Origin of the sequence: Streptomyces sp. NPDC001848, from assembly GCF_042891915.1 — a bacterium.
Taxonomy (GTDB): domain Bacteria; phylum Actinomycetota; class Actinomycetes; order Streptomycetales; family Streptomycetaceae; genus Streptomyces.
Map to the genome: position 1 here is coordinate 27,755 of NZ_JBIATP010000005.1, position 19,938 is coordinate 47,692.

The window sequence follows — 19,938 nt, forward strand, 5'->3', positions numbered from 1 at the left end:
GACACCTTGGTTGTCATGATGGACACGGTGGAGACACTCAAGAGCTTCGAAACCGACGACGGCCGGCTGGTGTATCGCGACGTGGGTGCGGGGGCGCCGCTGGTGCTGCTGCACGGCGGCTTCCTCGACCACCGGATGTGGGAGGACCAGATCCCGGTGTTCGCGCGGACCCACCGGGTGATCGCCCCGGACGCGCGGGGCCACGGGGCGTCCTCGAACGCGACCCGGCCGTTCCGCCACACCGACGACCTCGCCGCGCTGCTGCGCCACCTCGACACCGGTCCCGCGACCCTGGTCGGGCTGTCGATGGGCGGAGCGATCGCGGTGGACACCGCCCTGGAACACCCCGACCTCGTCGGCGCCCTGGTCGTCAGTGGCGTCGGCACGAGTGAGCCCGACTTCCGGGACCCGTGGACGCAGGCCGCCAACTCCGCGTACTGGCAGGCGCTCGGCGCAGGCGACATCGACACCTTCGTGGACGCGTTCGCACGGTTCACGTACGGACCGCAGCGCACGGTCGAGGACGTCGACCCCGAAGTCGACCGGCGAGTACGGGAGATGGCCCGGTCGACGATCACCAAGCACACCCGCGACGAGCCGGACCACTGGGTCCGCCTCACCGACACCTGGGCCCGCGCGGCGAAGATCGAGGTACCCGTGCTGGCCGTCAACGGCGGTGTCGACTCACCCGACCACATCCGCATGGCCGAGCGGCTGGTACGCACCGTCCCCCACGGCCGGGCCACGCCCGTGGAAGGCACCGCGCACTACCCCAACATGGAGCGGCCCGACGCCTTCGACGCGATCGTCCGGGAGTTCCTGGACTCGTTGGCCGACTAGCGGCGGGTGCCGATCAGGACGTTCGCGTACAACTCCGCCGAGACGGCGAGCCGGACGTCGAGGTTGCCGCGGGTGAACGCCTCGAGCGCGGAGGGGACTTGGCGTTCGCTCGCCTCGACCAGCAGGTGGCCGCCGGGGGCCAGCCACGCGGAGGCCTCCGCGGTGACCCGGCGCAGCACCTCCAGGCCGTCGAAGCCGCCGTCCAGAGCGGTCAGGGGCTCGTGGTCGCGGGCCTCCGACGGCAGCAGCGCGACCTCCTCCGTGGGGACGTAGGGGACGTTGGCGGTCAGAACGTCGACACGGCCGCGCAGTTCGACCGGGAGGGCGGCGAACAGGTCGCCCTCGTGGACCCGGCCGCCGTACGCGGCGACGTTGCGGCGGGCGCAGCGTACGGCGGCCGGGTCGATGTCGGCGGCGTGCAGTTCGGGGCGGTCGAGCCCGGCCGCCAGCGCCGCGCCGACCGCGCCCGAGCCGCAGCACAGGTCCACGACGAGACGGGCGCCGGGACCGACGGCGAGGGCCTGCTCGAGGAGGAACTCGGTGCGGCGGCGGGGCACGAAGACGCCCGGCTCCACCGCGATGCGCAGGCCGTGGAACTCCGCCCAGCCCAGGACGTGTTCGAGGGGATGCCCGGCGATGCGCCGGTCGACCATCCGGGCGGCCTCGTCGGCGGTGCGGGCGGTGGCCAGGATCAACTCCGCCTCGTCCTCGGCGAAGACACAGCCGGCGGAACGCAGCGCGGAGACGACGTGGGAACGTGACAGTGGTGGCATGGAGCCGGGAAAGCCTTCCGAGGGAGCGAAGGGTGCCCTCACCCGGCGGCGGTGATCCGCGCCGTCCTGAGGTGGGAGAGCACCCGAGCCGACACAGCGGTGATGGGACTCACCTCCTCGGCCACACCGGCCGGGACGGTCCGCGGCCAGGACGGACACCTTAGCAGGAGGGGCGTTCGCGGAAGCCTCCCTCGGCCGCGGAGACATCCAGCACTCCTCGGCCACGGAGACGTCCACCCGCACTCAAGTTGTACTCTACAACTAGAGCGACGAGGGAGGTCCCGTGCAGGCAGAGCGTGCCACCGCCGCGTCCGCCGCGGCAGCCGCCGTCGAGACCATTCAGCGCGAGATGACGGTGTTCGCCCGGCGCGCCCGGGCCTCGGCGGGACGTATGCACCCGGAGCTGTCCCTGGTCTCCTACACGCTGCTCGGGCACCTGGAGGAGAGCGGTGGCTGCCGGGCGACCGATCTGGCCGCGCACTACGCCCTGGACAAGTCCACGGTCAGCCGGCAGGTGGCCGCGCTGGAGCGGGCAGGGCTGGTCGAGCGGCGGCAGGATCCGGACGACCACCGGGTCCAGGTGCTGCAGTTGACCGGGGCGGGCACGCGGATCCTCGCCCAGGTCACGGAGAGCCGCCGGGAGGCGTTCCGGGAGCGGCTCGCGGGCTGGCCGGAGGAGGACCTGCAACACTTCGCGGCCTACCTCCTGCGCTACAACGCGGCGGCCGCCGCCACGCCGGTCGGGCAGCCCGCCACGGCGGCTCGCTGACGGCCGGTGACGGGAAGGGGTCCGCCGACGGCGAACCCCCTGAACCTGTTGTCAGATCCACACCGCTGCTGTCAGATCCCCACCACCTGCTCGTCGCCCAGCCGCTCGGGGACCCGTGCCGCCAGGAACTCCGTCGTGCGGCGCAGGCGGAAGCCGAGGGACTCGTAGAGGCGTATGGCGCCGGTGTTCCCCGCGCCGGTGTGCAGGAACGGGGTCTCGCCACGCTCGCGGATGCCGTGCGCGACCGCCAGGACCAGCCGGCCGGCCAGGCCCTGACCGCGGAAGGCGGGATCGGTGCACACGGCGCTGATCTCGGTCCAGCCGGGCGGGTGCAGCCGTTCGCCGGCCATGGCGACCAGGGCTCCACCCCGGCGGATGCCCAGGTAGGTGCCCAGTTCGATGGTGCGCGGCAGGAACGGGCCGGGCCGGGTGCGCGCCACCAGGTCCAGCATCTCGGGCACGTCGGCCGGGGTGAGCCGTACGGCTTCCGGGTCGGGGGCCGCGGCGATCCCGTCGTCGACGAGCTGCACACCGTCGACAGCGAAGGCGATTTCCCAGCCGTCCGGTACCGCCCCACGGAAATAACCGGCAAGCGGAACCTCAGCGCCCGGCCCGGCGAGCGCGGCGACGTCCGCCCAGTCGTCGGCGTCCGGCTCGTCGGGCAGGCCCACCCATGGCGACACGTCGACGGGGTAGCGCAGGACGCGGCCCCGGCGCTCCGCGAAGTGGGCGTGCGGGCCGGTCAGCGAGGCGAGCGCCGGGTTGTCGAGCACGTGGTCGCTCATGCGGCGACCTCGATCACGACCTTGCCGCGGGCGTGCCCGTCCTCCACCAGACGCAGGGCCTGTTCGGCCTGTTCGAGCGGGAACGTCCGCGTGACGTGCGGGTCGAGGTCGCCGGCCACCACCAGCCGTGCCACCTCGTCGAGTACCGCGGCGGTACGCGCCCGCTGCACCCGCGCGCCGCCCAGCCGCTCGACGTCCGCCGGGGGCGCTCCGGCGGTGATCAGCTTCGAGCGGTCGGCGAGCAGGGTCGCCGCCTCCTCCAGCACCTGGCCGCCGACCAGGTCGTAGACGCCGTCGACGCCGTCCGGGGCTGCCGCGCGCACCCTGGCGGCGAGATCCGGTCCCGCGGGGACGTGGACCGCGCCGAGCTGCTCGACGAAGTCCTTCTTGCCCTCGCTCGCCGTGCCGATGACGCGCAGCCCGAAGCCGCGGGCGAGTTGCACGGCGGCGACGCCGACTCCCCCACCGGCGCCGGTGACCAGCAGGGTCGCACCGGCGGGCAGGCCGAGCTGGCGCAGGCCGTCGTAGGCGGTGGCCGCGGCGACCGGCAGGACCGCGGCGTCCGTGAGGGACAGGCCGCCGGGCACGTGCGCGGTCACCGCCGCGGGCAGCAGCGCGTACTCGGCGTATCCGCCCGTCACGGTGTTGCCGAAGACCGCGTCCCCGACGGCGAAACCGGTCACGCCGTCGCCAATCTCCTCGACGATACCGGCGGCCTCGCTGCCGAACACCACGGGGAACTCGGGGGTGCCGGTGTCGCCGGGGCGCCGTAGACCCGAGCGCAGCTTGAAGTCGACCGGGTTGACGCCCGCCGCGCGCACCGCGACGAGGAGCTGTCCGGGGCCCGGGCTCGGCCGCTCGGCGTCGATGAACGACTCCGTCTCGGGGCCGCCGTAGCGGGTGTATGCGTACGCCTTGGGCATGTCCTGCCTCACTCTCCTTCGCTGTCGCCGGACCACCCGTCGCAGGAGCCACCGGTCCCGGCCACTTCAGCGCAAGGAAGATCACGGAGCGGCTATTCCCGGACGTGGGGAGAGTTCATACACCTGCAATGACCGGCCCCGGCGAGCGTCCCGGGGAGCGGTGCGCGGGGGGGTCGCCGCGGTGGCGGGCCAGGTTTCCCGGGCACAGGTCCGGGAACCTGGCCCGAGAGGGAGAATGGGCACAAAAGCCGCTTCACAAGCCGCTTCGTCCAGGACATGTTCGTCGTGGACGGTCTTGCCCCGGGCCGCGGGAGGCACCCCCGGCCACGCGTCGAGTGGCAGCGTCCGCCGCGCAGCGACCCGTCGGCGGGGCAGGCGGCAAGGAGGTCGAGATGCGAACCCGGGTGCGCGGCTGGCGCTGGAAGCGCAATCCGCTGCGCCGCCGTTGCGATGTCGTCGAGGCGTGGACGGCGCTGATCGTCGCCGTGCTGCTGTGCCTCGGGGCGCCGCTCGTCGGCACGGCCGTGGGCTGGCGGGCGTACGACCAGGGGCATGCCACGCAGGTGGTCCAGCGCGCCGAACGCCATCAGGTGACCGCGGTCCTCGCCGAGGACGCCCCGGGAGCGGCGCCCGCCACGCAGGGCGGGAAGCAGCCCCTGTACCCGGCGAAGGTGCACTGGGGCGAGCCGGGCAAGGGCACGCTCACCACGATCGCCGAGGTCCCCGCGGGTTCGCGGAGCGGCGACCGGGTGCCGGTGTGGCTGGACTCCAGGGACCGCGGGGCCGCTCCGCCGCCGAGTGACGGCGCGGTGTGGCAGCACGCCCTGACGGCGGGTGTGTGGGCCGCGGGCGGCATGGCCGGGACGGTGCTCCTGGCCCGCGCCGTGATCAGGCGGGTCGCCGAGCGGCACCGCATGGCGGAGTGGGAGGCCGAGTGGGCCCGCACCGGGCCGGAGTGGGGGCGTCGGACGGCCTGACGCGCGGCGGGCCGACCAGGAGGTCGGTGAAGGTCTGGCGGGTGCGTGACGGCCACCGTACGGTGTGATCGTCCGCACCCGACGTCAAAGGTGGTCCTTCATGGCCCTGTTCGACCTGCCGGTGGACGAACTCCGCGAGTACCGCAGCCAGTCCGTCGAGCCCGCGGACTTCGACGCGTTCTGGACGAAGACACTGCAGGAGGCCCGCGAGCACGACCTGGACGCCCGTTTCGAGCCCGTGGAGACGGGGCTGAGGACGGTCCAGGTGTACGACGTGACGTTCGCCGGGTTCGGCGGCCACCCGGTGAAGGGCTGGCTGACCGTGCCGGTCTCCCTGGAGGGTCCGCTGCCGACGGTCGTGGAGTTCGCCGGCTACGGCGGCGGGCGCGCCCTTCCCCATGAGCACCTGCTGTGGGCGTCGGCGGGTTTCGCGCACTTCGTGATGGACACGCGGGGGCAGGGCAGCGGCTGGGGCGGCGGTGAGACGCCGGACCCGGTGGGCAGCGGGCCGTCCTTCCCCGGGTTCATGACGCGCGGGATCGAGGACCCGGAAAGCTACTACTACCGGCGGGTGTTCACGGACGGGGTGCGCGCCGTGGAGGCGGCCCGCGCGCATCCGCTGACCGACGCCTCCCGCACCGCGGCCGTCGGCGGCAGCCAGGGCGGCGGCATCACCATCGCGGTCGGCGGTCTCGTACCGGACCTGGTGGCCGTCGCACCGGACGTGCCGTTCCTGTGCGACTTCCCGCGCGCGACGACGCTCACGGACCGCCATCCGTACCGGGAGATCGGCAGCTGGCTCAAGACGCACCGCGGCCGCACCGAGCAGGTGATGCGCACACTGTCGTACTTCGACGGCGTGCACTTCGCCGCACGCGGCCGGGCGCCCGCGCTGTTCTCGGCCGCCCTGGAGGACCAGACGTGTCCGCCGTCGACGGTGTTCGCCGCGTTCAACGCGTGGGCGCACCAGGACAAGACGATCGAGGTGTACGACTTCAACGACCACGAGGGCGGCGGCTCCCATCAGGAGGCGGTCCAGCTGCGCTGGCTGCCGGCCCGTGTCTGACCGCCGAGGTGCGCCCGGGTCCGGTCAGGTCCGGGTGGCCACGATGAGCCGGCAGCGCGGGCTGCCGTCGGGCCGGTGGCCGAAGTCCGTGAGCGCCCGGTGCTCCACGGTGAATCCGGCCCGGGTCAGCTCGCGCCGGACGTCGCCGAAGCGGAACGTCCGGTAGTACATCACGAACGGCGGCCGCCACACGGCGTTCCGTACCCGCATCCCGGTGTCGAAGCCGAGCAGCGCCCAGTACCAGGGCGAGGACGGGGACGGCGGGGCGCCGATCGGGAACACGAACCGTCCGCCGGGCCGCAGCACGGAGTGCACCTCGGCGAACAGGCCGGGCAGTTCGCGCGGCAGGAAGTGCCCGAACGCGCCGAAGCTGACCGCCAAATCGAAGACGGGACCGAAGGGCAGGGCGCGGGCGTCACCGCGCACCCAGGCGACGTGCGGCGGTCCGTCGGACCGCACCCGTGCGCGTGCGACGGCCAGCATGCCCGCGCTGAAGTCGACGCCGGTGACGCTCTCGCGGCACACCGTGCGCAGCACCTCGGTCCCCGCGCCCGTACCGCAGCACAGGTCGAGCCCGTGCGCGAAGGGCCCCATTCCCTTCAGCTCCCCTTGGACGGCGTCGAGGACCGTGTCGGGCGTCCGGAAGGGAGTGTGGTCGAACTTGGGCGCGAGCAGGTCGTAGCCGCGCTCGACCGACGACAGCGCCTGGACGGTCAACTCGCGAAGGGTGGGACCGTGCGGGGAGAACATCGGCTCAGCTTACGCCGGTCGCTCCATGGCACCCGAGGGTTCTGTCTAGGCTGGCAGTGAGAGTGAGGTGAGCCGGCCGTGCACTCGGTACCCAGCAGCCCCGAAGATCTGGTGCGGGCACTCAGAGCCGTCGGCATCCGGGACGAGCGGCTGCTGGAGGCCGTGCGGACCACGCCCCGCGCCCGGTTCGTCCCCGCCGCTCAGGCGGCCGCGGCCTACCGGGACGTCCCCGTTCCGATCGGGCAGGGACAGGTCACCACACAGCCGTCGCTGTCCGCCGCGATGATCGAGAGCCTTGAGCTGGACGGAAGCGAGCACGTCCTCGAGGTCGGTACCGGTCTCGGCTTCCAGACCGCGCTGCTCGCCCGGCTGGCCGGCGACGTGGTCAGCGTCGAGATGCGGCCGGACATCGCCCGGCAGGCGCGCGGCAACCTGGCCGTGCAGGGCGTGCGGAACGTGGAGCTGCGGGTCGGTGACGGCAGCGGCGGCGTGCCGGAGCGCGCGCCGTACGACGCGGTGATCGTGTCGGCCGCGTTTCCGGAGGTCCCCGAGCCGCTGGTCGCGCAGCTGCGGCCGTCCGGCCGTCTCGTGCAGCCGGTCGGGCCGGGCGGGCACGAACAGGTGGTCTGCTTCGTGCGCACCGCGTCCGGACTGCGGCAGTGGCGGATCGTGACCGCTGCCTGCTTCGTCCGGCTGCTCGGCCGGTACGGCTTTCCGCAGGACGACAGGGATTCCACCTGAGGCTGGAACAGACCGCGTCCCGTGCGTGTTCTCCCCAGCAGAGCCGCCTGGTGCTACAGTGCGGTGAGCACTTGTGTACGCCCCGTCGTCCGGGGTGCCGGTGCCTGTTTCTCTCCGTTCGCCGTCCCGCCCGTCGTTCCCGACCGGCGCACCGGCTTTCCGACACCACCTCGTCAGGCAGTGCGGTTTCCCCCGTTCGCCATACCCGAGGTGCCGTTCCCCGCTGCGGCGAGGCGTGATCATGCCGCCTCCCGGACGCTGTCCCCTTCCCCTCCTCCTTCCTTCCGTTCCTTCCGTTCCTTCCGTTCCTTCCGTTCCTTCCGTTCCTTCCGTTCCTGAAAGGCCGTCCATGACCACCACACTCGAACACCCCCCGATCCAGCAGGAGCGAACGCCCCAGACCGTCACCGGTGTCCTCGACGTCGACGCCGGCGGGAAGGGTCACCTGCGTGCCGAGAGCTGCCTGGCCTCGCCCGCCGACCTCCCGGTCTCCCCCGCCCTGATCCGCCGTCACGGCCTGCGCAAGGGTGACACCCTCGTCGGCACCCGTACCGGGCGCTCCCTCACCGAGGTGGAGTTCGTCAACGGCCGCACCCCCGAGGAACTGCGCGGCCGTCCCCACTTCCGCGACCTCACCCCGCTGCATCCGCGCGAGCGGCTGCGGCTCGAGCACCCGGCGTCGGGCCTGGGCGGACGCGTCATGGACCTCCTCGCGCCCGTCGGCAAGGGGCAGCGCGGGCTGATCGTGGCCCCGCCCAAGACCGGCAAGACCGTGCTGCTGCAGCAGATCGCCGCGGCTGTCGCCGGCAACCACCCCGAGTGCCACCTGATGGTGGTACTGCTCGACGAGCGGCCCGAGGAGGTCACCGACATGCGGCGCTCGGTCCGGGGTGAGGTGTACGCCTCCACGTTCGACCGGACGCCGAAGCAGCACCTCGCGCTCGCCGAACTGGTCGTCGAGCGCGCCAAGCGGCTGGTCGAGCAGGGCCAGGACGTCGTCGTCCTGCTGGACTCGCTGACCCGGCTGTGCCGGGCGCACAACAACGCGGCCGCCGCCGGTGGCCGCATCCTCAGCGGCGGTGTCGACGCATCCGCCCTGCAGGGCCCGAAGCGCTTCTTCGGTGCCGCCCGTCTGGCCGAGGAGGGCGGCTCGCTCACCATCCTGGCCACCGCCCTGGTGGAGACCGGCTCCCGGGCCGACGAGTTCTTCTTCGAGGAGCTGAAGAGCACCGGGAACATGGAGCTGCGCCTCGACGGTGCTCTGGCCGCCCGCCGGATCCACCCGGCCGTCGACATCCCCGCGTCCGGCACCCGGCGTGAGGAACTCCTGCTGTCTTCGGTCGAGTTGGCGGCCGTACGGGGACTGCGGCGCGCCCTGCGGACACCGGGGCAGCCCGCCGTGGAGACCCTGCTGGAGCGGATGCGGGCGACGCCCGACAACGCGGCCTTTCTGCGCCAGGTCCAGCCGACGCTGCCGGCCGGCTGATCCGACCGGCTGATCCCTCCGGCCGATCACGCCCCGGCGTCAGGCATCCGGGTGCACGATGCCCCCACTCGGCTCACTCCGACCGGGCGGACGCGCCCTCACCATTCCTACGGTGTCCGGTATGAGCATCGGATTCTCCTCTCGCGCCCTCGTCTCCTGCTGCGCTCTCGGCGCGGCCGGCCTGTCGGTCCTCGCGCCGCTCCCCGCCGCCGCCGGCACGGGCGGCTCCGACTCCGGCACTCCCCGGCCCACCGCATCGCAGCCCTCGCTCCTGTACGGGCCCGGAACCCAGGTGCGGCCGCGCGCGGGAGCGCCCGAGGTGCCGTATGTGTCCGCGCTGTCGTGGCTGGTGGCCGACGCCGACACCGGTGACGTGCTCGCCGCGCACGACGCGCACCGTCCGCTGCCACCCGCGAGCACCCTCAAGACGCTGTTCGCGCTCACGGTGCTGCCGGCGCTGCCCGCCGACACCCGGCACACCGTCACGGAGCGGGAGCTGGCGGACGTCGGGCCCGGCAGCAGCCTCGTCGGGGTCAAAGAGGGGCTCACGTACCGGGTGAGCGACCTGTGGAAGGGGGTCTTCCTGCACTCCGGCAACGACGCGGTGCATGTGCTGGCCGCGCTCAACGGCGGTGTGGAGACCACGGTCCGCCGGATGCAGGCCAAGGCCCGGCAACTGGGCGCCTTCGACACGCAGGTGGTCTCGCCGGACGGGTACGACGCCCCCGGGCAGGTGTCGTCGGCGTACGACCTGGCGGTGTTCGGGCGCGCCGGACTGCGGAATCCGGACTTCGCCCGGTACTGCTCCCTGAGGGAGTCGACGTTCCCCGGCGACGGCACCTCGTACGGGATCCGCAACACCAACCGGCTGCTGACGGGCGCCGACGGCGTCGAACGCTACCCGGGCCTGATCGGCATCAAGAACGGCTACACCAGCAACGCGGGCAACACCCTCGTGGCCGCGGCCCGCCACGGCGGGCGCACCCTCGTGGTGACGGTGATGCACCCTCAGGAGGGCGGCGGCCTCGCGGTCTACGAGGAGGCCCGCTCGCTGCTCGACTGGGGCTTCGCCGCCGCCGGGCGGGTCACGCCGGTCGGCTCGCTGCTGCCCGAGAGGTCGCGCGGGGCGCAGTCCGGTCGCACCGCGCTGCCGACGGCGACGCCCCGCAAGGAGGACGACCCGTCCGACTGGCCGGGGGCGGGGACGCTCGCGGGCGCCGTCGGTCTGGGTACGGGCGCGACGGTCGCGCTGGCGCTGCGGCTGCTGGGCAGGCGACCGAAGCGCGACTGACCGACCGGCAGCCCGAGCAGCAGGCCGAGGGTGATCCATGTGTAGGTGTTGCTGCCGAGGAAGCCGTCGATCCCGGACGCGTCGTCGAACCACAGCCACACCACGCTGGTGCACAGCACCGCGTACAGGGCGGCGGCGGTCCGCGGCCGGCGTGCGTGCGCCAGCACCGCGAACGACGGCAGCAGCCACACCAGATGGTGCACCCAGGTGATCGGGGAGACCAGGCAGGCGGTGAGCCCGGTGAGGGCGAAGGCGGCCCGCCAGTCACCGGATCGCAGCGCGCGGTGCGTGCGCCACGCCCAGACCCCGAGCACCAGGACGACGACCAGCGCCCAGGCGGCCCGGCTCGGCTCGTCGGGCGCGGCGAGCCGGGCGAGGACGCCCTGCAGGGACTGGTTGGAGACGTAGTCGAGGCGGCCGACCCGGGTGGTGTCCCACACGGCGCGCGTCCAGTAGAAACGCGACGCGTCCGGCACCACCCACGCGGCGAGCACGGTGGCGGCCCCCGCGAGGGCGGCGGCCACGGCGGCGGCCCGCCATCTGCGGGCGAGCAGCAGCAGACCGATGAAGACCGCGGGGGTGAGCTTGACGGCCGCCGCGAGTCCGATACCGGCCCCCGCCCAGCGCCCGCGCCCGGTGGACAGCAGCCAGGCGTCGGCGAGCACCAGGGCCAGCAGCAGGAGGTTGACCTGCCCGAAGCTGAAGGTGTCCCGGACGGGTTCGAACAAGGCCAGCGCGCAGGCGGCCAGGCCCCAGCCGAACCAGCCGTAGCGGGCCAGCTTCCGGCCGATGAGGATCCACACCACGGCGGCGAGGGCCGCCAGGTTGAGCAGCAGGGCGAGCGCGATCGCCGTGTGCAGGCCGACGAACGCCATCGGCAGCATGCACAGCGCGGCGAACGGCGGATAGGTGAAACCGTACGTGGTGCCCGGCACCCGGTAGTCGTAGATCCGGCCGCCGTGGTGCATCCAGGCGTCCACGGTCCCGTAGTAGACGCGCAGGTCGAACCAGCCGCGCAGCAGCGGCACGGTGACGGTGAAGACGGTCACGGCGGCGGCGAGGCCGAGGACGAGGGCGAGCCGTCCCTTCTCGGTGCGGGGCAGTCTCACGCGGTCCGTCCCAGCACCGGTGCCCGGTCCGCCTGGTGGGCCTGCCACAGCACGACCACGGCGAGCATGCCGCCGGAGACGGCCAGCACCACCTGGGCCAGGTCGGGCGGTCCGCCGCTCGGCAGCACGGCGAGCGCGAGGACGGCGGTGGCGGCGGCCACCCGGTGGCGTACGGAGGCGCTGGGCGCCGCGGCGGCGATGAGGAACAGTCCCCACAGGGCATACCAGGGGCGGATGGCCGGGCCGAGGACGGCGACGACGGCGAGGCTCAGGCCGAGCGCGTAGACCGGGGCGGGCCGCAGCTTCACCCAGATGACCAGCACGGTGATGGCGGTCGCGGCGACGCCGACCGCGTGCCAGGCCGGTTCCGCGAGCGGCGCGAGGTCGCTGCCGAGACCGTCGAGCAGTCGGCCCGTGGCCCGGCCGAGGACGCTGGTGGGTGACCAGTTGTGCGGGGAGACAGGTGTCTTCAGGGCCGCTATCCAGCCGTATCCGGTGCCGGCGACGGCGGTGGCCGCGACGGTGGTGGCGAGCGCGACCAGTGTGGTCGTCACCGTCGCCCGGACGACGCCGACGTGCCGGCGCAGCGCGATCACGGCGAGCAGGCCGAGCGCGGCGGGGGCCTTGACCAGAGCGGCGAGCGTGACCAGGACGACGCCGAGGACGTGCGACCGGCCGCGGGCGGCCGGGGACTGTCTGGAGCTCCGCGGGAAAAGGAGCGGCGTTCGGTGCGTGCGATCGGCGTGCCGGACGAATGCCCTGGTAGCGGAGCTACTCGGGCGTTCGGCCGATGCGGCGAGCGTGCGTGCCGGGCGTCGCGACGCCGCGGAGGAACTCCGGACAGTCCCTAGCAGCCCCATGCCGAGCAGTCCGAGCATGAGGGCGTCGTTGTGGGCGCCGGCGACCAGGTGCAGCAGGACGAGCGGGTTGAGGGCGCCGAGCCACAGTGCGGCGGCCGGGTCGGCGCCGCAGTGCCGCGCGAGCCGCGGCAGTGCGAACGCCATCAGTGCCACGCCGAGCAGCGCGACCAGCCGCATGCCGAGCAGCCCGGTCGGCAGTTCACCGCGGGTCAGTCCGGACAGCGCGGAGGCGACGACGAGGAAGACCGGTCCGTAGGGGGCCGCGGTGTCCCGCCACACCGGAGCCACCTCGTCCGCCAGTGGGCCGCCGAGCTGGGCGGGCCCGTAGGCGTAGACGTCGAGGTGGGCGTGGACCATGGCGCCCTGGGCGAGATAGCTGTAGACGTCCCGGCTGAACAGCGGCGGGGCCAGGAGCAGCGGCGCCGCCCAGGTGGCGAGGACGAGCAGGAGGGCCCGCGGCGTCGGCGGTTCGGGCCCTCGGATCACCCGGCCGAGCCCGGCCCAGGCGGCGATCAGCAGGACGACGCCGAAGTACACGCCCACCAGCCCGAGCGCTGCGCGCCCGGACTCGGGGGAGACCAGATCCTCGACCGGCAGGGCCCCGGCGGTCTCACCGCCCAGTGCGAGAAAGGCGGTACCGGCCAGACCGAGCGCCTGGCAGCGGCGGAGATCGACGGGAAAAGCCATGGCCAACACTCGGGAAGCGTGTCAACACCGGGTGGCCGGGAAGCGACGTCCGCCTCTCACGGGGGCGGCCTGCATGTGACCGCCGTGTGATCGGCGCGCGCACGGACGCGGGGAGGTCCCGGTCAGAACACGGACAGCCCCGTCAGTGTGGTGAAGCGGTCGAGTGCCGCGACGCCCGCGACGGAGTTGCCGCGCTCGTCGAGGCCCGGGCTCCACACGCACAGCGTGCAGCGGCCCGGCACGACGGCGATGATGCCGCCGCCGACGCCGCTCTTGCCGGGCAGGCCGACCCGGTAGGCGAAGTCGCCCGCCGCGTCGTACGTGCCGCAGGTCAGCATCACCGCGTTGACCTGCTTGGCCTGGCTGCGGGTCAGCAACCGGGTGCCGTCGGCGCGGATGCCGTGACGAGCCAGGAAGCCGGTGGCGAGGGCGAGGTCGGCGCAGGACGCGGTGAGGGAGCACTGCCGGAAGTACTGTTCGAGCAGCACCGGCACGGGGTTGCCGATGTTGCCGTAGGACGCCATGAAATGCGCGAGGGCGGCGTTGCGGTCGCCGTGCGCGGCCTCGGAGGCGCAGACCTCCTCGTCGAAGGAGAGGTCGGGGTTGCCGCTCTCGGCGCGCAGGAAGTCGAGCAGGGTGCCGGCCGTGTCACCCGTACGGGTGTGCAGCCGGTCGGTGACGACGAGGGCGCCCGCGTTGATGAACGGATTGCGCGGGATGCCGCTCTCGTACTCCAGCTGGACGAGGGAGTTGAACGGGTTGCCGGACGGCTCCCGGCCCACGTGCTCCCACAGCGCGTCACCCTCGCGGGCGAGGTCGAGGGCGAGCGTGAAGACCTTGGTGATGGACTGGGTGGAGAACGGCTGCCGCCACTCCCCCACCCCGTACACCGTGCCGTCCAGTTCGGCGACGGCCATGCCGAAGCGGCGCGGGTCCAGGGCGGCGAGCGCCGGTATGTAGTCGGCGGCCCGGCCGCGGCCGGGGCGCTGCTCCATCTCTTCGGCGATACGTTCCAGCACGGGCTGGAAGTTCAGCGACGGGGCCATGGTCACCATCGTGCCGCCCCCCGGGACGGACCGCTCACCTGACGTACCTCGTGATCATGCGGAGGATCCTATGACGCGGTGGGGGCTGCTCCACCCGGCGGGGCGGCAGCCGACGGCCACCGCCCCAGGGGGTGTTCTCCCTGCTCATCGGGGAGGCCTGCTCATCGGGAGGTCAGACCTCCGGGGAGCCGCTGCCCGCCACCACTTCGGGCCGCAGCAGCGCCTGGAGCCGCTCGGCCGGCAACAGGCCCTTCTCCAGGACGAGTTCGGCGACACCGCGCCCGGTGGCGAGGGCCTCCTTGGCGATGTCGGTGGCCGCCTCGTAGCCGATGTAGGGGTTGAGGGCGGTGACCAGGCCGATGGAGTTCTCCACCGCCGCCCGCAGCACCTTCTCGTTGGCCGTGATACCGGCGACGCACCGCTCGGCCAGGGTCAGGCAGGCGCGCTCCAGGTGCGTGATGCTCTCGGAGAGGGAGTGCAGGATGACCGGCTCGAAGGCGTTGAGCTGGAGCTGACCGGCCTCGGCGGCCATGGTGATGGTGACGTCGTTGCCGATCACCTCGAAGGCGACCTGGTTGACGACCTCGGGGATGACCGGGTTGACCTTGCCGGGCATGATGCTCGAACCGGCCTGCACCGGCGGCAGGTTGATCTCGTTCAGCCCTGCGCGCGGACCGGAGGAGAGCAGGCGCAGGTCGTTGCAGCTCTTGGAGAGCTTGACCGCGATCCGCTTGAGCACACCGGACATCTGCACGAAGGCACCGCAGTCCTGGGTGGCCTCGACCAGGTTGGCGGCGGTCACCAGCGGGAGGCCGGTGATCTCCGCGAGGTGGCGGCGCGCCGACTCGGCGTAGCCGGCAGGGGCGTTGAGGCCGGTGCCGATCGCCGTGGCGCCCAGGTTGATCTCGTGGATCAGCTCCACCGCCTCCGCGAGCCGGCTGCGGTCCTCGTCCAGCATGACCGCGTACGCCGAGAACTCCTGCCCGAGGGTCATCGGCACCGCGTCCTGGAGCTGGGTGCGGCCCATCTTCAGCACGTCGCGGAACTCGACGGCCTTGCGGGCGAAGGCGTCCTGGAGCACGGCCATCGCCTTGAGCAGCCCGCGTACGGCGTACACCGTCGCGATCTTGACGGCGGTCGGGTAGACGTCGTTGGTGGACTGGCCGAGGTTGACGTCCTCGTTGGGGTGCAGGTGCCGGTACTCGCCCTTGGCGTACCCCAGCAGTTCCAGCGCCCGGTTGGCGACGACCTCGTTGGCGTTCATGTTGGTCGAGGTGCCCGCGCCGCCCTGGATGACGTCGACCACGAACTGGTCGTGCAGCTTGCCGTCGCGGATCTCGCGGCAGGCCTCGACGATGGCGGCGGCCTTCTTGGGCTCCAGCAGGCCGAGTTCCTCGTTGGCGAGGGCGGCGGCCTCCTTCACGGCGGCGAGGGCGTCGATCAGGTGCGGGTAGGCGGAGATCGGCGTCCCCGTGATGGGGAAGTTCTCCTTGGCGCGCAGGGTGTGGATCCCCCAGTACGCCTCGGCGGGTACGTCGCGGTGGCCGAGCAGGTCGTGTTCGCTGCGGTGGGCTGCGGCGGTCATGGCTGTGCGGGCCCTCTTTCGGAGGTGGACGAATCGAGCTGGACGAGTCGGTCAGGCGCAGGTCTGGGGGTGGTGAGAGGGTCGAGCGCGCGGACCGGCCGGACGCTGCCGACCGGTTCGCCGCCGCCGAGCAGCGGCTCGCCCGCGAACTCGGTGAGCGCCGCCGGGTCGACGCCGGCGCGGGCGAGGGCAGCGGCGGCGACCGGGATCCGTGCCCGGTTCGCCCCGTCGGCGATCTTCACGGCGACGGCACGGCCGTCCGGCAGCGCGGCGACCTGGACGCCCTCGAAGCCGTCCTTGGCGAGCAGCCCGGGCACGGCCCGCATCAGCGCGGCGACGTCGCGCCCGGAGCCGGACGCCATCTCGGCGTGCTCGCGCATGGCGTCCGCCACGCGCGCCTCGGGGGTGCCGGCCGGCGCGGTGGTGATGCGGGCGGCGGCGCGGGCGAGCCCGTGCAGCGATATGGAGAACAGGGGCGCGCCGCAGCCGTCGACGGTCACCCGGGCGATCGCCTGGCCGGTGAGGTCCTCGACGATCTCGGCGATGGCCTGCTGGAGGGGGTGGCCCGGGTCGAGGTAACCCTCCAGCGGCCAGTCGTTGAGCTTGCAGGTGTACAGCATGGCCGCGTGCTTGCCGGAGCAGTTCTGGGCGATCCGGGACGGCAGGCGTCCCTCACGGATCCAGTCGTCGCGGACGACCGGGTCGTACGGCAGGTCCGGGACGTTGCCGAGGTCGTCCTCGGTGACACCGGCCAGCTCCAGGATCCGCCGGGTGCCGGCCAGGTGCCGCTCCTCGCCGGAGTGGCTGGCCGCGGTCAGCGACAGCAGCTCCCCCTCGAGCGGAAGCCCGGCGCGCACCATGGCCACCGCCTGCACGGGCTTGAGCGCCGAGCGCGGGTAGAAGGCGGCCTCGATGTCACCGAGTTGGAGCTCCACCGTGCCGTCGGCGCCGAGGACGACGACCGAGCCGTAGTGGATGCCTTCCATGACGCCACCTCGGACGAGGTGGGCGACCGGTGCGTGCAGGGGCTCCCGGATCACAGGGGCCTCGGCCACCGGACTTCCGTACAACACTGCGTGGTTCACACATTCACCTTGGGGGATTTACTGCGGCCGACCCGCCCACGGACGCCGTACCAGCCGGCGACGAGGGCGGCGACGATCAGCGGCAGGCACAGCACGGTGGTGCGGCCCGCGCCGCCGTCGGCGTACATCAGGACGAACACGGAGGCGAGGAAGCCGAGCGTGACGATCTCGGTCCACGGGGAGCCGGGCAGGCGGTAGCCGGGGCGGGACAGCTCGCCCCGCTGCGTCTTCCGCCAGAAGAGCAGGTGACAGAGCATGATCATGCCCCAGGTGGAGAGGATGCCGATCGCCGCGAAGTTCAGCACGATCTCGAAGGCGTCCGCCGGGACCACGAAGTTGAGGCCGACACCGAGGACGCAGATCCCGCTGGTGAGCAGGATGCCGCCGTAGGGGACCTGACTGCGGCTCATCACGCCGGTGAACTTCGGCGCCGAGCCGGACATCGCCATGGAGCGCAGGATGCGGCCGGTCGAGTACAGGCCGGAGTTGAGCGAGGACATGGCCGCGGTGAGGACGACGAGGTTCATCACGCCGCCGGCCGCCGGGACGCCGATGTGGGACAGGACCGTCACGAAGGGGCTCTCGCCCGCGGAGTACATGTTCCAGGGCAGCAGCATCGACAGCAGGACGACGGAGCCGACGTAGAACAGGCCGACGCGCCACATGATGGAGTTGATCGCCTTCGGCATGATCTTCTCGGGGTTCTCGGTCTCGCCCGCGGCGACGCCGACCAGTTCGACGGAGGCGTAGGCGAAGACGACGCCCTGGATGATCAGCAGCATCGGCAGCACACCGTGGGGGAAGACACCGCCGTGGTCGGTGATCAGGGACGGCCCGGGGCTGTTGCCGTCGACCTTGTGCTGGGTGACCAGCAGGAATATGGCGATCGCCATGAAGACCACGAGCGCGCCGACCTTGACGATGGCGAACCAGAACTCCAGTTCGCCGAAGATCTTCACCGAGATGAGGTTCACGGTGAGCACCACGGCCAGGGCTATGAGCGCGATCACCCACTGCGGGATGTCGGAGAACATGCCCCAGTAGTGGGTGTAGGTGGCCACGGCGGTGATGTCGGCGATACCGGTGGTCGCCCAGTTGAGGAAGTACATCCAGCCCGCGGTGTACGCGCCCTTCTCGCCCAGGAACTCACGGGCGTACGACACGAAGGCGCCGGACGAGGGCCGGTACAGGACCAGTTCGCCGAGCGCGCGCACCACCAGGAAGGCGAAGACGCCGCAGACGGCGTAGGCGACGAAGAGGGAGGGGCCGGCGTCGGCCAGGCGGCCGCCGGCACCGAGGAAGAGGCCGGTGCCGATGGCGCCGCCGATGGCGATCATGTTGACGTGCCGGGACTTCAGGGACTTGCTGTAGCCCGCGTCTCCGGCATCGACGTGACCGGACGATGGGCGCGTCTCTTCTTTGAGGTGCTGTTCGCTCACGCCTCTGGTCCGCCTTCCGTGGGGAGATCCGTGCGCCCGGGGCGCAGGATGTCGGTGAGGGTCGTCTCGACGCGGTCGAGGTGGTGGGCCATGGCCGCCACCGCGTCGTCTTCGGAACCGTCCGTCAGCGCCTCGACGATCGCCCGGTGCTCCCGGTTGGACTGCTCGCGCCGGCCGCCCAGCTCGTTGAGGAAGGCCGACTGACGCGCCAGTGCGTCACGGATCTCCTCGATGACCCGGCGGAAGACCGGGTTCTGGGCGGCCTCGGCGACGGCGAGGTGGAAGAGGGTGTCCATCGCGACCCACGCGGTGGTGTCCGTCTCCCGCTCCATCCGGTCCAGCAGATGGGCCAGGTGGTCCAGGTTCTCCGGGGTGCGGCGCAGTGCCGCGTACCCGGCGACCGGGATCTCGATGTGGCGGCGCACCTCCAGCAGGTCGCTGGCCGCGTAGTCGCCGAAGGTCGGGTCCTCGACGGTGTTGGCGACGACGAAGGTGCCCTTGCCGGTCCGGGACACGGTCAGCCCCATGGTCTGCAGGGCCCGCAGGGCCTCGCGCAGTACGGGGCGGCTGACCTCGAGGGTCCGGCACAGCTCGGCCTCGGAGGGGAGCTTGTCACCGATCGCGTACTCGCCGCGCTCGATGGCGCCGCGAAGGTGGGTGAGGACCGCTTCCATCGCGCTGACGCGCCGCGGCCCCCGGCCACCTGTCTGGCTGTCTGACAGGTTCACGGGGGTTGATCCTCCGGGGAACGGGACGGGACTGTCAAGGGGCGGAGTAAGGAAACTTTCAGGGGGCCGGGAAGCCTGAATATCAGCTTCCCGACCCCCTACGATCAGCGGTGATCAGCTCGGGCGCCGCTTTCCCAGGGCTTGGTCAGCTGAGCACGCCGGTGGCGAGCAGGCCGAAGAGGGCCACGCCGACCACGATCCGGTAGATCACGAAGGCGTTGAAGGAGTGCTTGGCGACGAACTTCAGCAGCCAGGCGATCGAGGCGTAGGCGACCACGAACGACACGATCGTACCGACGGCCAGCGGCGCGGCGCCCACCCCCGTACCCAGGGCGTCCTTCAGCTCGTAGAGGCCGGCGCCGGTGAGGGCCGGGATGCCCAGGAAGAAGGAGAGGCGGGTGGCGGCCACCCGGTCGAGGTCGAGGACGAGCGCGGTCGACATGGTGGCACCGGAGCGGGAGAAGCCCGGGAAGAGCAGGGCGAGGATCTGTGAGCTACCGACCAGCATCGCGTCCTTGAACGAGGTGTCGTCCTCGCCGCGCTTGTGCCGGCCCATCTGGTCCGCGCACCACATCGCGGCACTGCCGACGATCAGCGAGCCGGCCACCACCCACAGCGACGCGAGCGGTCCGTCGATGAGCGGCTTGGCGGCCAGGCCGACCACGACGATCGGGACGGTGGCGGCGATCACCCACCAGGCGAACTTGTAGTCGTGGTGGTACCGCTCCTGCTTGTTGAACAGGCCCCGGAACCAGGCCGAGACGATCCGCACGATGTCCTTGAGGAAGTACAGGAGCACCGCCGCGATCGCGCCGACCTGGATGACGGCCGAGAAGCCGACGACGGCCTGGTCGTCGACGGGGATCCCCATCAGTCCCTCGGTGATCTTGAGATGGCCGGTCGAGGACACGGGGAGGAATTCGGTCAATCCCTCGACGACTCCGAGGACGGCGGCCTGACCGACGTTGATGACGCTCATGGGATCCAGTTCTGAGGAG

The 19,938-nt window shown here is 72.3% G+C and carries 18 protein-coding genes and 1 pseudogene; 7 read left to right on the forward strand and 12 right to left on the reverse strand.

Annotated elements, in window-relative coordinates:
* Positions 1-18: 18 nt before the first annotated feature.
* Entirely contained in the window at positions 19-840 is an 822-nt protein-coding gene (locus ACFYZJ_RS11390; RefSeq protein WP_388566631.1) for an alpha/beta fold hydrolase, read from the forward strand.
* Here ACFYZJ_RS11390 and ACFYZJ_RS11395 read toward each other — a convergent pair.
* Entirely contained in the window at positions 837-1,613 is a 777-nt protein-coding gene (locus tag ACFYZJ_RS11395; protein ID WP_388565675.1) for a putative protein N(5)-glutamine methyltransferase, read from the reverse strand. The genes ACFYZJ_RS11390 and ACFYZJ_RS11395 overlap by 4 nt on opposite strands.
* 349 nt (positions 1,614-1,962) lie before the next feature.
* Between ACFYZJ_RS11395 and ACFYZJ_RS11400 the strand changes: the two genes are divergently transcribed.
* The gene (locus ACFYZJ_RS11400) at positions 1,963-2,382 is read left to right on the forward strand and encodes a MarR family winged helix-turn-helix transcriptional regulator (RefSeq protein ID WP_388566633.1); all 420 of its coding nucleotides are present in this window, start codon (positions 1,963-1,965) and stop codon (positions 2,380-2,382) included.
* A 71-nt stretch (positions 2,383-2,453) separates the two neighbouring features.
* On the opposite strand, the gene ACFYZJ_RS11405 is transcribed toward ACFYZJ_RS11400, so the two are convergent.
* Positions 2,454-3,167 (reverse strand): GNAT family N-acetyltransferase, encoded by a 714-nt coding sequence (locus ACFYZJ_RS11405; RefSeq protein WP_388565677.1) that lies wholly within the window; start codon positions 3,165-3,167, stop codon positions 2,454-2,456.
* Entirely contained in the window at positions 3,164-4,090 is a 927-nt protein-coding gene (locus ACFYZJ_RS11410) for an NADP-dependent oxidoreductase (protein ID WP_388565680.1), read from the reverse strand. The genes ACFYZJ_RS11405 and ACFYZJ_RS11410 overlap by 4 nt, the downstream gene beginning before the upstream one ends.
* 392 nt (positions 4,091-4,482) lie before the next feature.
* Between ACFYZJ_RS11410 and ACFYZJ_RS11415 the strand changes: the two genes are divergently transcribed.
* Together ACFYZJ_RS11415 and ACFYZJ_RS11420 are read left to right on the forward strand one after the other, a co-directional pair.
* Positions 4,483-5,067 (forward strand): hypothetical protein, encoded by a 585-nt coding sequence (locus tag ACFYZJ_RS11415; protein ID WP_388565682.1) that lies wholly within the window; start codon positions 4,483-4,485, stop codon positions 5,065-5,067.
* A 100-nt stretch (positions 5,068-5,167) separates the two neighbouring features.
* Positions 5,168-6,133 carry an acetylxylan esterase gene (locus tag ACFYZJ_RS11420; protein ID WP_388565684.1) on the forward strand — a complete coding sequence of 322 codons (966 nt, stop codon included), beginning with the start codon at positions 5,168-5,170 and terminating at the stop codon, positions 6,131-6,133.
* Positions 6,134-6,157: 24 nt separating this feature from the next.
* On the opposite strand, the gene ACFYZJ_RS11425 is transcribed toward ACFYZJ_RS11420, so the two are convergent.
* Positions 6,158-6,883 (reverse strand): class I SAM-dependent methyltransferase, encoded by a 726-nt coding sequence (locus tag ACFYZJ_RS11425; protein WP_388565686.1) that lies wholly within the window; start codon positions 6,881-6,883, stop codon positions 6,158-6,160.
* Between the two features lie 78 nt (positions 6,884-6,961).
* Here ACFYZJ_RS11425 and ACFYZJ_RS11430 point away from each other — a divergent pair, with 78 nt between their 5' ends.
* The 3 genes and pseudogenes from ACFYZJ_RS11430 to ACFYZJ_RS11440 all read left to right on the forward strand — a co-directional run.
* Positions 6,962-7,624, forward strand: coding sequence for a protein-L-isoaspartate(D-aspartate) O-methyltransferase (locus tag ACFYZJ_RS11430; RefSeq protein ID WP_388565688.1), 663 nt, complete (start codon positions 6,962-6,964; stop codon positions 7,622-7,624).
* Between the two features lie 349 nt (positions 7,625-7,973).
* Positions 7,974-9,110, forward strand: a complete 1,137-nt coding sequence (gene rho / locus ACFYZJ_RS11435; RefSeq protein ID WP_388565691.1) for a transcription termination factor Rho — start codon at positions 7,974-7,976, stop codon at positions 9,108-9,110.
* 121 nt (positions 9,111-9,231) lie between these two features.
* Positions 9,232-10,056 (forward strand): annotated as a pseudogene (locus tag ACFYZJ_RS11440) (D-alanyl-D-alanine carboxypeptidase family protein); the annotation flags it as partial.
* Between the two features lie 86 nt (positions 10,057-10,142).
* On the opposite strand, the gene ACFYZJ_RS11445 reads toward ACFYZJ_RS11440, so the two are convergent.
* The 8 genes from ACFYZJ_RS11445 to ACFYZJ_RS11480 form a co-directional block, all read right to left on the reverse strand.
* Positions 10,143-11,510, reverse strand: a complete 1,368-nt coding sequence (locus ACFYZJ_RS11445) for a glycosyltransferase 87 family protein (RefSeq protein ID WP_388565694.1) — start codon at positions 11,508-11,510, stop codon at positions 10,143-10,145.
* Entirely contained in the window at positions 11,507-13,057 is a 1,551-nt protein-coding gene (gene mptB, locus ACFYZJ_RS11450) for a polyprenol phosphomannose-dependent alpha 1,6 mannosyltransferase MptB (RefSeq protein ID WP_388565697.1), read from the reverse strand. Before mptB ends, ACFYZJ_RS11445 begins: the two co-directional genes overlap by 4 nt.
* A gap of 122 nt (positions 13,058-13,179) precedes the next feature.
* Positions 13,180-14,103: a glutaminase gene (locus ACFYZJ_RS11455; protein WP_388565700.1), complete on the reverse strand. Its 924-nt coding sequence runs from the start codon at positions 14,101-14,103 to the stop codon at positions 13,180-13,182.
* A gap of 172 nt (positions 14,104-14,275) precedes the next feature.
* A complete protein-coding gene (gene aspA, locus ACFYZJ_RS11460) occupies positions 14,276-15,688 on the reverse strand; it encodes an aspartate ammonia-lyase (protein ID WP_388565702.1) in 1,413 nt (470 codons plus the stop codon).
* Entirely contained in the window at positions 15,685-16,758 is a 1,074-nt protein-coding gene (locus ACFYZJ_RS11465) for an asparaginase (protein ID WP_388566636.1), read from the reverse strand. Before ACFYZJ_RS11465 ends, aspA begins: the two co-directional genes overlap by 4 nt.
* An 11-nt stretch (positions 16,759-16,769) precedes the next feature.
* Positions 16,770-18,212 carry an amino acid permease gene (locus ACFYZJ_RS11470; protein ID WP_388565704.1) on the reverse strand — a complete coding sequence of 481 codons (1,443 nt, stop codon included), beginning with the start codon at positions 18,210-18,212 and terminating at the stop codon, positions 16,770-16,772.
* Entirely contained in the window at positions 18,209-18,886 is a 678-nt protein-coding gene (locus tag ACFYZJ_RS11475; RefSeq protein WP_388566638.1) for a FadR/GntR family transcriptional regulator, read from the reverse strand. Before ACFYZJ_RS11475 ends, ACFYZJ_RS11470 begins: the two co-directional genes overlap by 4 nt.
* Positions 18,887-19,085: 199 nt before the next feature.
* Positions 19,086-19,919, reverse strand: a complete 834-nt coding sequence (locus ACFYZJ_RS11480; RefSeq protein WP_388565707.1) for an undecaprenyl-diphosphate phosphatase — start codon at positions 19,917-19,919, stop codon at positions 19,086-19,088.
* Between the last annotated feature and the right edge of the window lie 19 nt (positions 19,920-19,938).

Bases quoted from the DNA above. Each gene is read 5' to 3' on its own strand.
- ACFYZJ_RS11390 (WP_388566631.1), top strand. From the start codon at position 19: ATGGACACGGTGGAGACACTCAAGAGCTTCGAAACCGACGACGGCCGG.
- ACFYZJ_RS11395 (WP_388565675.1), bottom strand. From the start codon at position 1,613: ATGCCACCACTGTCACGTTCCCACGTCGTCTCCGCGCTGCGTTCCGCC.
- ACFYZJ_RS11400 (WP_388566633.1), top strand. From the start codon at position 1,963: ATGACGGTGTTCGCCCGGCGCGCCCGGGCCTCGGCGGGACGTATGCAC.
- ACFYZJ_RS11405 (WP_388565677.1), bottom strand. From the start codon at position 3,167: ATGAGCGACCACGTGCTCGACAACCCGGCGCTCGCCTCGCTGACCGGC.
- ACFYZJ_RS11410 (WP_388565680.1), bottom strand. From the start codon at position 4,090: ATGCCCAAGGCGTACGCATACACCCGCTACGGCGGCCCCGAGACGGAG.
- ACFYZJ_RS11415 (WP_388565682.1), top strand. From the start codon at position 4,483: ATGCGAACCCGGGTGCGCGGCTGGCGCTGGAAGCGCAATCCGCTGCGC.
- ACFYZJ_RS11420 (WP_388565684.1), top strand. From the start codon at position 5,168: ATGGCCCTGTTCGACCTGCCGGTGGACGAACTCCGCGAGTACCGCAGC.
- ACFYZJ_RS11425 (WP_388565686.1), bottom strand. From the start codon at position 6,883: ATGTTCTCCCCGCACGGTCCCACCCTTCGCGAGTTGACCGTCCAGGCG.
- rho (WP_388565691.1), top strand. From the start codon at position 7,974: ATGACCACCACACTCGAACACCCCCCGATCCAGCAGGAGCGAACGCCC.
- mptB (WP_388565697.1), bottom strand. From the start codon at position 13,057: ATGGCTTTTCCCGTCGATCTCCGCCGCTGCCAGGCGCTCGGTCTGGCC.
- ACFYZJ_RS11455 (WP_388565700.1), bottom strand. From the start codon at position 14,103: ATGGCCCCGTCGCTGAACTTCCAGCCCGTGCTGGAACGTATCGCCGAA.
- aspA (WP_388565702.1), bottom strand. From the start codon at position 15,688: ATGACCGCCGCAGCCCACCGCAGCGAACACGACCTGCTCGGCCACCGC.
- ACFYZJ_RS11475 (WP_388566638.1), bottom strand. From the start codon at position 18,886: ATGGAAGCGGTCCTCACCCACCTTCGCGGCGCCATCGAGCGCGGCGAG.
- ACFYZJ_RS11480 (WP_388565707.1), bottom strand. From the start codon at position 19,919: ATGAGCGTCATCAACGTCGGTCAGGCCGCCGTCCTCGGAGTCGTCGAG.